10 protein-coding genes are annotated in these 13,476 nt (G+C 54.7%); 4 read left to right on the forward strand and 6 right to left on the reverse strand.

Annotated elements, in window-relative coordinates:
• The first annotated feature begins 14 nt into the window (after positions 1-14).
• Positions 15-1,409, forward strand: coding sequence for a TY-Chap domain-containing protein (locus tag HMPREF3016_RS02145; protein ID WP_246828421.1), 1,395 nt, complete (start codon positions 15-17; stop codon positions 1,407-1,409).
• Between the two features lie 145 nt (positions 1,410-1,554).
• Here the strand turns inward: HMPREF3016_RS02145 and HMPREF3016_RS02150 are convergent, their stop codons facing one another.
• Together HMPREF3016_RS02150 and HMPREF3016_RS02155 are read right to left on the reverse strand one after the other, a co-directional pair.
• Positions 1,555-3,027: an amino acid permease gene (locus tag HMPREF3016_RS02150; protein ID WP_048753228.1), complete on the reverse strand. Its 1,473-nt coding sequence runs from the start codon at positions 3,025-3,027 to the stop codon at positions 1,555-1,557.
• Positions 3,028-3,532: 505 nt separating this feature from the next.
• Positions 3,533-4,996: an amino acid permease gene (locus HMPREF3016_RS02155; RefSeq protein WP_070739793.1), complete on the reverse strand. Its 1,464-nt coding sequence runs from the start codon at positions 4,994-4,996 to the stop codon at positions 3,533-3,535.
• Positions 4,997-5,400: 404 nt separating this feature from the next.
• On the opposite strand from HMPREF3016_RS02155, the gene HMPREF3016_RS02160 reads away from it, so the two are divergent.
• Both HMPREF3016_RS02160 and trmB read left to right on the forward strand, forming a co-directional pair.
• Positions 5,401-5,805: a hypothetical protein gene (locus HMPREF3016_RS02160; protein WP_070739796.1), complete on the forward strand. Its 405-nt coding sequence runs from the start codon at positions 5,401-5,403 to the stop codon at positions 5,803-5,805.
• 125 nt (positions 5,806-5,930) lie between these two features.
• Positions 5,931-6,749: a tRNA (guanosine(46)-N7)-methyltransferase TrmB gene (gene trmB, locus HMPREF3016_RS02165; protein WP_070739894.1), complete on the forward strand. Its 819-nt coding sequence runs from the start codon at positions 5,931-5,933 to the stop codon at positions 6,747-6,749.
• A gap of 249 nt (positions 6,750-6,998) precedes the next feature.
• Here the strand turns inward: trmB and HMPREF3016_RS02170 are convergent, their stop codons facing one another.
• The 4 genes from HMPREF3016_RS02170 to dnaK all read right to left on the reverse strand — a co-directional run bounded on the left by HMPREF3016_RS02170 (position 6,999) and on the right by dnaK (position 11,127).
• The gene (locus tag HMPREF3016_RS02170) at positions 6,999-7,454 is read right to left on the reverse strand and encodes a heat shock protein transcriptional repressor HspR (RefSeq protein WP_070739799.1); all 456 of its coding nucleotides are present in this window, start codon (positions 7,452-7,454) and stop codon (positions 6,999-7,001) included.
• Between the two features lie 3 nt (positions 7,455-7,457).
• Positions 7,458-8,498: a DnaJ C-terminal domain-containing protein gene (locus HMPREF3016_RS02175; RefSeq protein ID WP_070739802.1), complete on the reverse strand. Its 1,041-nt coding sequence runs from the start codon at positions 8,496-8,498 to the stop codon at positions 7,458-7,460.
• A gap of 200 nt (positions 8,499-8,698) precedes the next feature.
• Positions 8,699-9,274, reverse strand: a complete 576-nt coding sequence (locus HMPREF3016_RS02180; protein ID WP_070739805.1) for a nucleotide exchange factor GrpE — start codon at positions 9,272-9,274, stop codon at positions 8,699-8,701.
• Between the two features lie 2 nt (positions 9,275-9,276).
• Positions 9,277-11,127, reverse strand: coding sequence for a molecular chaperone DnaK (gene dnaK, locus HMPREF3016_RS02185; RefSeq protein WP_004006017.1), 1,851 nt, complete (start codon positions 11,125-11,127; stop codon positions 9,277-9,279).
• A 443-nt stretch (positions 11,128-11,570) separates the two neighbouring features.
• Between dnaK and HMPREF3016_RS02190 the strand changes: the two genes are divergently transcribed.
• Positions 11,571-13,475 carry a site-specific DNA-methyltransferase gene (locus HMPREF3016_RS02190; RefSeq protein ID WP_070739807.1) on the forward strand — a complete coding sequence of 635 codons (1,905 nt, stop codon included), beginning with the start codon at positions 11,571-11,573 and terminating at the stop codon, positions 13,473-13,475.
• Position 13,476: the final 1 nt, after the last annotated feature.

The following is a 13,476-nucleotide window of genomic DNA, read 5'->3' on the forward strand; positions in this document are numbered from 1 at the left end:
AAAGAAGGTTTCGCATGTATGGTCGTGCTGACGATCGCGCACAGGCGCCTTCACGTTCGTCTTTGCCGCCGGGGTACGCCGAATTTCATCAGCAATTTGGCACACTGATTACCGCCTTGGCTGCGCAGGGCTGGACTCCGAGCGAAACGCACCGGCGTATTCGTGTTCTTTTTCCGCAGGTTAACCGGGAACATCTTGATTTTGCTTTAGATTCTGGCATGTGGGAGTTTGGTTCGCATGGCGAGCAGACTCCCACCCATGTTTTGCTGGCGACCGCCGTCTGGTATGCGGTGGCAGAGGCTTACGGTCTGGCGCCGGATGGTTCCTACGCCGCAACAACTCTGGATGCAACGGTCATGGCGGATATGCTGCGCTTATTGGAGAGCGCACGGGTTTCACCGCAGAATATCGCCCTGATTCTAGGGAAGGTGGGCGCTGGGCTCAAGTACCTGGCGCTGCATCCGTATACGCAGCTTGATGAGCTTACCTACCGCGATGTGTGCCAGCATCTTCCGGCTGAGTCCCAAGACGTGGCACACGGTTCGTTTGTATGGCCGCCCTCCTGCGAGAGCATTCGTGATCAGCTGGGTGATGGCGGATGGTCAACCGCCATGCTGCGCACCGGTGTGTGCCCGCCCGATTATGCGGAGTACAACTGGCAGCTGAGCGGCACTTCGCTCACGGATATGGAGTTCCGCAACCAACTGGGCAGTTTCATGAGTTACTGTATTCGGTATGATCGGCAGCCGACGGTGCTTGCCTACGGAACCTGGTCTACTATGCGCAGTAATCTGGGCCGGGTGCCGTTTCTGGCGGCGGTGCGCGCGAAGTACGGGTCGTGGCATACCGCCTTGCAGGTGGGCCGCACAATGGTGACCGATGCCCTGCAGATGACGAAAAGTGAGGTCGCGCCGGTGCGGGTGCCGCCGCATCCGCCCAGTATTTCGCCCGAGCAGCTTGCGGTGCAGGGCATTGGGGTTGTGAAGTCTGAGCAGACGGTTTCTGCCCGCGACCGTTGGGACGAGGTGACGAACTCACTCGGTCAGCGTTTGGCGAGCCTGCCCTGGAGCAGGCATCTGCGCACCTACTATGTGCTCACGGGTGCCGCGCATGCTAACGCGATGCCGCTTGTGTGTATCTACCGCTCCCCCGCCGGGTTTCTGTGCGAAATTGCGATGGAGGCTGAGGTTCTGCCCAAGTTCAGCACCGACTACCTGCGTTCGCACGGGTGGGCGGCGCCGACCCCCATGCAGCCTATGTGGAACCGGAATGTTTTTGACCCTCATGAGGCCGCGCAGGATGTGGTGCAGGCAATGCGCTGGGGTATGGGCTGTTCCCGTTGGGACTACTACCGCACGGATGACCTGGTGTTGGATGCCGAGGATACCTCGGGTACCGAGGCCGGTTAATCCGGGGCGCGGATTCTTCCGTTTCTCCTCCCCTATCACGCTAAAAGGCTCTTGATGTGAAAAAGCGCTAGTAACGCCGCCCTATTCACATCAAGAGCCTTTTTATACCGGAAGTAATGCGGAACAGATATCCGCCGAAGTGTCCTTACTTGTTGTTCTTCGGTGCCTTCATATCCACCACCGGATGCGACTGCGTAATACTGGTCTCCGGGATTTCGGGGTTGATGCTGTTCTTCACAAACCACCCGATAGTCAGCAGGATAAACCAGATGGGCATGAGCATCAGACCGGTGAGAGTGTCTTTATCGGTAGCAAGAATCCCGATGATGAAAGCAAAGAACGCCAACACGATCCAGCATGCCACCACGCCGCCGGGCATGGGATAGGTGGTTTCCCGGTGCAGGTTGGGGCGCTTCGCGCGGTAGCACAGGTAGCTGACGAGGATCATCGACCATACGAAGATCACAAGTACCGCCGCCATCGTGGTGACCAGCGTGAACGCCTCAATAATCGAGTCGCCAGCATAGAGCAGGGCGATGCTGGAGAGTAGCAGAATCGAGGTGAGGAACAGCGCGTTGCGGGGCACGCCGCTCCCGGAAAGGTTACCGAGGAACTTCGGGGCGTAGCCTTCCTGCGAAAGACCGTACACCATGCGCGAAGTCGAGAAAATACCCGAGTTCGCCGATGATGTTGCCGAGGTCAGCACCACAATGTTCACGATATGCGCGGCAATAGCAATACCGGCGAGGGTAAACATGGTCACGAAGGGGCTCTTGGCCGGATCAATTTCACGCCAGGGGTTTACCATCAGAATAACGATCAGGGCGCCCACATAGAAGATGAGAATACGAACCGGCACGGAGTTGATAGCCTTCGGCAGGGTCACCGTAGGGTTCTGGGTTTCGGCGGCGGTAGTACCTACCAGCTCGGACCCCATAAAGGCGAAGACCGCGATCTGGAAGGCGCCTAAGAATCCGGTGGCACCGTTGGGGAAGAATCCGCCATCGTTCCACAGGTTGGCTACCTGAGCATGAGCACCGCTGGGCGTCGTGAAGCTCGTAGCAACCATAATGGCACCCACGATAATGAGGGCGCAGATGGCAACAATCTTAATCATGGCGAACCAGAACTCGATCTCACCGAAGTTCTTCACCGAGGGCAGGTTCAGCGCCAGCAGCGCAATAATCACGACGAGTGCTGGAACCGCTTTCGGTAAATCGGGCCACCACAGCTCGGTATAGCCCACGATCGCGATAATATCTGCGACCGCAGTGACCACCCACATAAACCAGTACGACCATCCGAGGAAAAACCCTGCGGGGCGCCCGATCAGGTCGGTAGCAAAGTCTGAGAATGACTTATATTTCAGGTTTGATAGAAGGATCTCACCCATCGCACGCAGCACCAAGAAGATTGCGGCGCCGATAACCATGTAGACCAAGAGGATAGATGGACCAGCTTTAGAAATTGCCTTACCGGAGCCCATGAAGAGCCCGGTACCAATAGCACCGCCGATAGCAATGAGCTGGATGTGTCGGTTGCTCAGCCCGCGGTGCAGTTCTTCAGCATTATCTGTCGTGTCTGCCGCCGATGCGGCATTATCGTGAGGTTGCTGCATGACAGTTCCTCTTTCGTGGTTGGGTCCCGCAGCCGAGCGGGACAGCCCCGGCTTTCGGGGCGGCAAGTGCAGCACTCAGCCCGTAAAATACGGTGAGCTATCACAACTTTTGAATATATATTCTACATAACAGGGGCGGTATTGTGTAATTATCTCCAGGAAGTGTGTCGCACATCTATAGCATGCATCACGAATAATAAATTCTTTATGTCGAAGTGCAAAAAAATTTCGGAAGAAATCTACGAAAAACCCTTGACAATAAGCCTTACTTTCAGAAAACACGGCACGCGTGAGGTACGTCCCTTTGCTGCCCAACTCGCCACATCCTCAAAAGAAAAATTCTCATCATATATGATTTCTATACAAATTTAAGAATATCTATACATATTAGGGCCTGTTCTGGTACATGCCGTATGTCATCGCCCCATAAGACACAGCGGGCGGGATGCCGCACGTTTTCTCTACGCGCCGCATCCCGCCCGCTCATGAGGAAGAAATAAACTCGCTACTCAGATTCCACCCGTGCCGACTCCGCAAGAAGGCGCTTACGCGCGTGACGGCGCACCATAATCTCGTACCCAAGCTCAACCCCGATAAACCAGATAGGGCTGAGCGCCAGAGCCAACCCGGTTTCTGGCTGCAAACTCAGGGCGTAGATCATCAAAGCGAAGAACACTAAACCAACCCAGCTCATCGTGCGACCGAACGGCATCTTATACTGCGAGGCTTCATGCCGTTTAGGGAACTTCTTGCGGTATACCAGGTACGACACCAGAATCATCGACCACGTGAAAATACCCATAATTGAGGCCACCGAAGTCACGACAGTAAACGCTTCCAGAAGCTCACGCCCAAACGCCAGCATCACCAGACTGAAAAGCAGAAGAACCGTCGTTAGGTACAGGGCGTTCGTGGGCACGCCGTTCTTCGAGAGCTTCTTCAGGAAGGAAGGCGCATTCCCATCCTCCGCCAGCCCATACACCATGCGCGAGGTCGAAAAAATACCTGAGTTCGCCGAAGACGTTGCCGAGGTCAGCACCACAAAGTTAATGAGCGAGGCGGCAATTGACACACCCGCCAGTGAGAACATCCCCACGAAAGGACTCATATTAAGGTCGAGTTTATCCCAGGGAGTCACCGCAAGAATCGCCGACAGCGGCAGCACATAGAACAGCACCATGCGCAGCGGCACGGCGTTAATTGCGCGCGGCAGGGTGCGTTCGGGGTTCTTTGTCTCTGCCACGGCGGTACCCACCAGCTCAGCGCCCACGAACGCGAACAACGCAATCTGGAACGAACCTAAGAACCCCGTCAGACCGTGAATAAACACCCCGTTGCCCGATGGTCCCGGACGATCCCACAGGTGCGTGATGGAGGCGACCGTTCCATCCGGGCTCGTAAACCCGAACACGACCATCACGGCACCCACGGCAATAAGCGCCAGAATCGACACGATCTTAACCATGGAGAACCAGAACTCGATCTCACCGAAGTTTTTCACCGACGGCAGGTTCAGTGCCAACAGCGCCCCGATTACGATAAGCGCGGGAATAAATGAGGGCAGCTCGGGGAACCAGTAATGCGTGTAATCCGTAATCGCCAGCACATCCGCAATACCCGTGGTCACCCAGAAGAACCAGTACGACCAACCGACGAAAAAGCCCGCGCGAGTACCCAAAATATCCGACACAAAATCGGTGAATGACTTGTACTTCGGGTTCGATAGCAGAATCTCGCCCATCGCACGCAGCACAAAATAGATAATGATGCCAATAATCGCATAGACAAATACGATGGAAGGTCCCGTGAGCGAAATAGTCTTCGCCGATCCTAAAAATAACCCCGTACCAATTGCACCGCCGATAGCGATGAGCTGGATATGCCTGTAACTTAATCCACGCTTCAGGCTCTCTTCACCCGTGGAACTCTCATTCTCGGTAACTGTATGCTTGGAAGGCCGCTGTGTCACTATTCCTCTTTTCTGTGTGTGCTCTGCCCTGCGGGCTACAACCTCAACAGGAAGCCCCGACCTTCGGGGCATCACGATGCAGTTCAGATTTTCGCACGAGCACGGCTCACGGAAAATCGCATCGTTACGCCATGACTACACAGAATTCTACCCGCAAAAGATGCATACCTCGCATGAACCTTGGCTAAGCCTATGCTATCTGGGGGTGGCGACACGCCGACGATGCTTCTCTCAGCCAGCACTCTCCCCCGCTAAAACGCTGAAAATAATGCTTACCGCAAAAATTATGTTAAAACTTTACGATTAAATAAACTTTCCTGAAGTTTGCCGCTACAATTGCAATGCCCGGTGCGGAAACACCGCATCACTCATCTCATCACAAAACATCAGGAGGACACTCACTCATGGGTAAACTATCAAATGCTGCACTGCGTCTCACCACGGGCGCACTCATTCTTGATGCAGGCGTCAAGAAACTCGGCGCCGACGAAGGTACCTACGCATATCTGCAGCAGATGGCGGCATCCGGCGTTCCCGCCGTCGCCAAGCTCGATCCCAAAACCTTCGGTAAGCTTATTTCCTACTCAGAAACCGCACTCGGCGCTACCCTGCTGACCCCCTTTATTCCTTCCCGCCTCGCGGGTGCTGGGCTGACCGCTTTCAGCGCAAACCTCATGACAATGTACTTCCGCAACCCTGATATGCATGATGGCGCATTCCGCCCCACCCAGGACGGGCAGCAGCTCGCCAACAACATCGTGATGCTCGGCGCGGGTCTGGCGTTGCTGTTCTCCGGCAAGAAGAAGTAGCCTGCACGGCGAATTTGCGGTCGCAAAGGCCAAACGGGGGCAGTTTCTTCATCCGTATGAAGAAACTGCCCCCGAAATTTTTAACAGTGCCTCCCTCCACGCGCCGCTACGTTATCCTGATAGGTATGTCATCTAACGAGCAGAACGCGCAGACCACCGCATCGGCCAACGCCGATGCACCCCAGACGCCCGAGAAGAAAACGGTACCGCCCGAGTTCTTCCGCCAGCCCTACTCCTTCGTGCGCCGCGGCGACCGCCTGACCTCGCGCCGCCAAAAAGCGTGGGACACCTACTCCCAAACCCACGTGCTCGACATACCTCGGCTGCGGGCAGATACCTCTGTAGCCCCTGAAGCCACCTTCGACCCGGTCACAATCTACGGGCGCGAAGCCTACCAGGTTGTCGAGATCGGTTCCGGGCTGGGCGAAGCAATCGTGCACCGCGCCTCCGAAATGCCCGAGGCGAACTTCCTTGCCGTTGAGGTCTATACCCCCGGCATTGCGGATCTGCTGCTCAAGATGGGGCAGGCCGGGGTTGAGAATGTACGCGTCGCTCAGGCTAACGCCCCCGAACTGCTCGATAACATGCTGGAAGAAAATTCGGTTGATGAACTCTGGGTTTTCTTCCCCGACCCTTGGCACAAGTCACGCCACCACAAACGCCGCCTGGTCTCCCCTGCTTTTGCCGACAAGGTTGCGCGCGTGCTCAAACCGGGCGGGATCTGGCGCCTTGCTACCGACTGGGAAGAATACGCTCACGTGATGCGCGATGTTATGGAGGCGCACCCGGATTTCGAGAATCTGCATGCCGGTGAAGGCGCTACCGAGGACGACCCCGTGGGCAGTTGGGCGCCGCGCTGGGAGGGGCGCATCCTGACTAGCTTTGAGAGGAAGGCTCGTGAGGCGGGCCGCCGTGCCCACGATCTGACGTACAGGCGTAAATAAGTTATCTGCTTGGGAAGGGGTAACGATACCACTTTGCCCTTGCTCAAACAGTCGGAGGCGCATTCGCTTCGCTGCGTTGCCTCCGACACTCGCATGTAGGCAAAGGATATCGTTGCTCCGAAAAGGCTTACACCGTAGTCAGGTCAGGCACGCCGCCCGCCTAACACTCGTAAAGGGTGAAGTAAGCACGTGGCTAAGCTGGCATGTCACGTTACGTTGTCGTTGATTGAGAACCACCCACGGCAAAAACTATTTCTGCCGGTACAGTACCACTGCCGAGGAGCGTTTGCGCGGTGCCGGGCGCTGACCCCGCTGGATGTTCACCACATCCCCGCGGGTGCTGGCTGCGAAAACTCGTTCCGCCAGCCCCAGCTTGGCGTGCGCATCCTCAAGCTGAGCCTGCAAGCGGGCAATATGATTCCGGTGTTCCTCAACCATCTCTTCAAGCTCAATAATCCGGCGGATTCCCTCAAGCGAAACGCCTTCCTGCGAGAGCTGCTGAATACGCTGAAGTAAATCCACATCGCGCTGCGAATAGCGCCTGGCCTTGCCCGGCGCACGCGAAGGCTGCACCAGCCCTAGGCGGTCGTATTGGCGGAGCGTCTGCGGGTGCATACCCGCCAGCTCCGCCGCCACCGAAATCACAAAAACCGGCCGGTCGGCGCTGTAGGCAGACGCCGATGACTGCTTATTATGGGCACTCATAAGCTACCTAACTTTCTTCAAAAGGTCCTCACGGAGGTTCTCCTGCGGCGCCAGGGCAATGAATTTCTCGAAGGCTTCCTTCGCTTCATCGCTCAGGTTCTGCGGCAGGTGCACCTCAGGGATCACCAGCAGGTCACCGGTGCCCGACTTGGTTTTGAACCCGCGTCCTTTCGCACGCAGTTTACGACCCACGCTGCCGGGAGTCAGCCGCAATTTGACGGTTTTACCGCCGGGTACAGGTACTTCCAGCACACCGCCGTTGACGGCTTCATCCAGGGTCACGGGGGCGCGCAGCACCAGGTTGTTTCCCTCGCGGCTGTAGTGAGGGTCATCCGAAACGCGCACGGTCACCATCAGATCGCCGCCGGTGCCGGGGCGACCCTTGCCACGCACACGCACCTTCTGCCCGTCCTTCACACCCGCCGGGATGCGAGCCTCAGTACTCGTGCCGTCCGGAAGGAACACGGTCGCCTTGGTGCCCGTGTACGACTGCGGCAGGGTGATGCGCGTGCTGGTGGAAAGGTTGTTGTCCTGCGGGGCATGCTGGCGCCCGCCGCCGAAGCCTTGAGCTCCCCCGAACCCGGTGGCATCGCCAAAATCGGCACTCGTGAACCCGGCGGTACGGCGTGAACCGCCCGCTCCTCCAGCACCGCCGCCGAAGAGTCCGCCGAGTAGGTCTTCAATGTTGATACCTTCGGCACCGCCGCTGGTTGTGAAGTGCACGTTTTGGCCGTTAAATCCGCCGAACCCACCGGCACCACCAAATCCGCCAGCGCCGCCTCCGAAACCGCCGTTGGCGAACCCTGCGGCACCGTATTTACGAATCTGGTCGTATTCTTCGCGCTGCTTCTTATCCGAGAGTACATCGTAGGCTTCGGAGACTTCCTTGAATTTCTTCTCCGCTGCCTCGTTCCCGGGGTTCAGGTCCGGGTGATATTTGCGTGAGAGCTTACGGTACGCCTTTTTAATATCAGATTCAGAGGCGTCTTCTTTCACGCCGAGCGTTTTGTAAAAGTCTTCTGACAGCCAGTTTTCGCTTGCCATGTAAGTTCTCCTTCCCCGTCGTACGGGATTCTTGTAACGCCCTACAGTGGGCACAACCTTAGTTTTTTATCCTATATAAAGTTTAGTCTACTAGACTCAATTTTGGAAGAGAAATCCCGCAGAAAACCGCGGAAATATACGGCAAACGGGCGGGTTCTCATTTTCTCAAGAACCCGCCCGTTGTGTGCTCTACGGAGCGTTTACTCGGCGACAGCCACCGCAACCTGGGCGGTGCGCACCACGCGATCATTCACGCGGTACCCGTATCGCAGAACCATCGAAATGTGGTCCGGCTCTACCTCGCTAGTTGGCTGCTGGAGCACCGCCTCGTGAATATTCGGATCGAAGGGCTCGCCCACCTCGCCGAAACGTTCCACGCCTTCCTTCTTGAGAGAATCCTCAAGTTTAGCGGCGATTGCAGCGAAGGGACCTTCCTGCAGGTCGCCGTGCTTGCGTGCGGCGTCAATATCGTCGAGTACCGGCAGAAGCAGCTTCACAATATCGCTCGTCACGAAGGACCGCAGCTGTTCCTTCTCGCGGGCGGCACGGTTCTTGAAGTTCGTGAACTCCGCCTGCAAGCGAAGCAGGCTGTCCAGGCGTTCTGCCGCGAGTTTCGCATCCTCTGAGGGTGCTTCCTCACTCGGCTCGGGGGTTTCCCCCGCCGCAGCCTGATCGGTTGCGGCAGGGGCTTCCTCGGCCTCGGGGTGACCTTCGGCGGCGGGGGCGTTGAATGCCTCCTCCAGCGGGTCGCCCGCAGTGTTCTCGTGTTCAGCCATGATTACTTCTTCTCGTCTTCGTCCTCGTCGATAACCTCGGCATCTACCACATCTTCGTCATCTTCCTTGGAGGAAGAAGCGGAGTCTGCGTTAGCCTCTGCCTGTGCGGAAGCGTACAGAGCCTCACCCAGTTTGGTCTGGGATGCCTGCAGCTTCTCAAGAGCGGACTTCACGGCATCGTCGTCATCGCCTTCAAGAGCCTTCTTGAGCTCATCGACATCGCCCTGAACCTCAGTCTTGACGTCTTCGGGCAGCTTCTCGCCGTTCTCCTTCAGCAGCTTATCAACGGAGTATGCCACAGACTCGGCAGCGTTGCGGGTGTCGGCTGCCTCGCGGCGTGCCTTATCCTGCTCTGCGTGAGCCTCAGCATCCTTGACCATGCGGTCAATGTCTTCCTTCGAGAGGGAGGTACCGCCGGTGATGGTCATGGATTGCTCAGCACCGGTGCCTTTGTCCTTTGCGGAGACGTGCACAATGCCGTTGGCGTCAATATCGAAGGTGACCTCAATCTGGGGTACGCCGCGCGGTGCGGGGGCGATACCGGTCAGCTCGAAGGTACCCAGGTTCTTGTTGTCGCGGGTGAATTCGCGCTCACCCTGGAACACCTGAATCGACACGGAAGGCTGGTTGTCTTCAGCGGTCGTGAAGGTCTCAGAACGCTTGGTCGGAATAGCGGTGTTGCGCTCGATCAGCTTGGTCATCACGCCACCCTTGGTTTCGATACCGAGGGACAGCGGGGTCACGTCGATCAGCAGAACGTCCTTGCGGTCACCCTTGAGCACGCCAGCTTGCAGGGCTGCACCCATTGCCACAACCTCATCGGGGTTAACACCCTTGTTGGGTTCACGGCCGGTGAGTTCCTTCACCAGGTTAGCCACGGCGGGCATACGGGTGGAACCACCCACGAGCACGACCTCGGAAATATCCGAAACCTTGATGCCTGCTTCCTTAATAACGTCTTGGAAGGGCTTCTTGGTGCGTTCGAGCAGGTCGCTGGTGAGGTCCTCAAACTTTGCGCGAGAGAGCTTCTCGTCCAGGTGAATCGGGCCTTCGGGGGTTACCGAGAGGTACTGCAGCGAAATGTTGGTGCTGGATGCGCTGGAGAGCTCCTTCTTAGCCTGCTCAGCTGCCTCCTGCAGACGCTGCAGAGCGATCTTGTCTTTGGAGAGGTCTGCGCCGGTCTTGGACTTGACCTGCTCAAGCAGCCAATTCACAATGCGCTGATCCCAGTCGTCGCCACCCAGGCGGTTGTCGCCGCTGGTTGCGCGCACCTGAATGGTGGAGAAGCCGTCTTCGTCCTTGCCAACTTCAAGCAGGGAGACGTCGAAGGTACCGCCACCAAGGTCGAAGACCAGAATCAGTTCGTCTTCTTTACCCTTGTCCAGACCGTATGCCAGTGCAGCTGCGGTCGGCTCGTTCACAATGCGCAGAACGTTCAGACCTGCGATCTCGCCGGCTTCCTTAGTAGCCTGGCGCTCGGCGTCGTTGAAGTATGCGGGAACGGTGATAACCGCATCGGTCACCTTGTCGTTCAGGTATGCTTCAGCATCGTTCTTGAGCTTCTGCAGAATACGTGCGGAAATTTCCTGCGGGGTGTATTTCTTGCCGTCAATTTCCGTCGTCCAGTCGGTGCCCATGTGGCGCTTGACGGACGAGATGGTGCGATCAACGTTAGTGACCGCCTGGCGCTTTGCTACGCTGCCCACCAGAACGTCGCCATCCTTGGAGAATGCGACCACGGAGGGGGTGGTGCGGGCGCCTTCAGCGTTAGGGATAACTTCCGGTTCGCCACCTTCAAGGGTGGATACGACCGAGTTAGTGGTGCCGAGGTCAATACCAACTGCACGTGCCATGTTTTGTACTCCTTAGTGTTATGCCCCGCTTCTTGGCGAGGCGGGTTCCTTGGTTAAATCTTCGGGGCGTAAGGGGTTTTTAGACCGAGCGCATGCACGGTGAAGATGTGCTGGGATGCTGCCCGGTGAGTGACCCCTTGAGCCTCATGTACTCAAGTTTTACACATGGCTGGACGAATGTCAACAGACTTGAGTGAAAAAGACTCAACTTTTTGAAGTCTATGCATATTAGGATTGAGGCATGGAGGACCAACGACCTAGTCAATCCACCTATTCACAGAGGACAAGCCCCTCTTCAAATACCGTTTTATGCAAGCCTTTGCTTCCGGTACCATTAGATGAATACAGGGTGTATTACTCTAATTCACCCATACAGTAGAGGAATTTTGAGGTTTCCAACCCGAGAACATCGGAAAATCTCAAGACACAGAGGGTACTGAAATATGATCAAGAATATTCGCGAACGGAACGAGTCGGTCAAGCCACACGATTTTGAGCTCAAGAAGCTACGAGCCGCGCTACCTGGGTATTTCGATAAAAACGGAAATTTTAAGTTTGATCGTCTTCAGGACACTCTACAAGGTAACGACGTAAACCCTACCAAAGAAGGCTACGAGCTCAAGTTTCTTGGAAAATCCTACGCGAAATATCTAACTTCCACAGAAACCGAAACAGTTATTGTTCCCGATCTCAAGCATAACGCTGAGCCCGAGAATAGGGACTCCGAAAACCTCTACATTGTGGGCGACAACCTTGACGCGCTCAAACATCTATTAGGATCCTACGCAGGCAAGGTAAAGTGTATCTATATTGATCCACCCTACAACACGGGGTCGGACGGCTTTGTTTACAATGACGATTTCGGCTTCACCCCTTCCCAACTCGTCAACAAGATCGGCATTTCCGAGGAGGAGGCACAACGAGTCCACGACTTACAAGGAAAATCTTCCCATTCTGCATGGCTAACCTTTATGTACCCTCGCCTATATCTGGCAAAAGAATTACTTAGTGACAACGGTGTTATTTTTATTAGCATTGATGATAATGAACAGTCAAACCTAAAAATGCTCTGTGATGAAATTTTTGGTGAACAAAACTTTTTAGCAAATATTGTATGGGAAAAACGATTTACCCGAAGCAATAATGCAAAACTATTTGCATCAGTGACTGAATATATCATAACAATTAGAAAAAGTGAATCTGTAAAGTTTCTCCGAGCTTCACGAACAGAAAAGTCAGATAGTTTATATTCAAACCCTGATAATGATCCCCGAGGACCTTGGACAAGCGTCTCATACGTCAATCCCGCTTCAAAGGAAGAACGCCCAAATCTTGCATACATAATAAATAACCCATTTACTAAAAAAGATATAGTGCATCCAACAAACGCATGGAAATATGAACTATCTACCTATCAAAAACATGTAAATGAAGATCGGCTATGGTGGGGAACAGATGGCAGGAACACATATCCGAGGCTTAAGAGGTTCCTTTCAGATGTTTCTGATGGCATGGTTCCTGTAAATCTACTACATTATAAAGATGTGGGTACAACTGATAAGGCTAGTTCTAATCTAAACACCTTAATGGAAGGCAAAGTATTTTCCTTTCCTAAGCCAGTAGATTTACTCCGAACGTTACTCAATATTGGTGCCCCCGAATCACAAGATATTGTCCTTGATTTTTTCTCTGGATCTGGAACGACTGCGGAGGCAGTTTTAAAACTCAATTCTGAAGATAATGGAAATCGTAAATATATTATGGTGCAAATTCCTGAAGAAATTGATTCTTCAAAACCTGCCTATAAGGCAGGGTATCGTACTATTGATGAAATTGGGTGCGAACGCATCAAACGCGCCGCTGAAAAAATCAAATCTGAGACCAACGCAGACATTGACTATGGGTTCCGCCTATTCCGACTTGAAGAACCATACGGCCAAGTTTTAGACGACCTTGAAGCTTTCAATCCAGAGCAGGGAGATGCGCTGTTCTCTGGTGACTATGTCTCGAAGTTCGATAATTTAGATCAGCAGGGAACACCAGGACGCGATACAATCCTTGCTACTTGGCTCGTCCAGGACGGTTACGGTTTGACAGCCGACACTCGCCAAGTAGAGTTGGCTGGATATTCTCTCGATGTTTGCGGGGATTCTGCCTATATTATCGAGCCGGGTCTAACAAGCGACGATGTCAAGTCAATGGTCACTATGATCGAAAATGGCAGCCTCAATATCTCCCGAGTAGTTGTTTTCGGTTACTCCATAGAATTCTCTGTGATGCACGAGTTGAAGAAAAATCTTTCAGTCCTCAAATCAGGAAAATCCATGACCGTAATTGAGAGGTTCTAGA

It is taken from the genome of Rothia sp. HMSC065D02 (assembly GCF_001815285.1).
GTDB lineage: Bacteria > Actinomycetota > Actinomycetes > Actinomycetales > Micrococcaceae > Rothia > Rothia dentocariosa.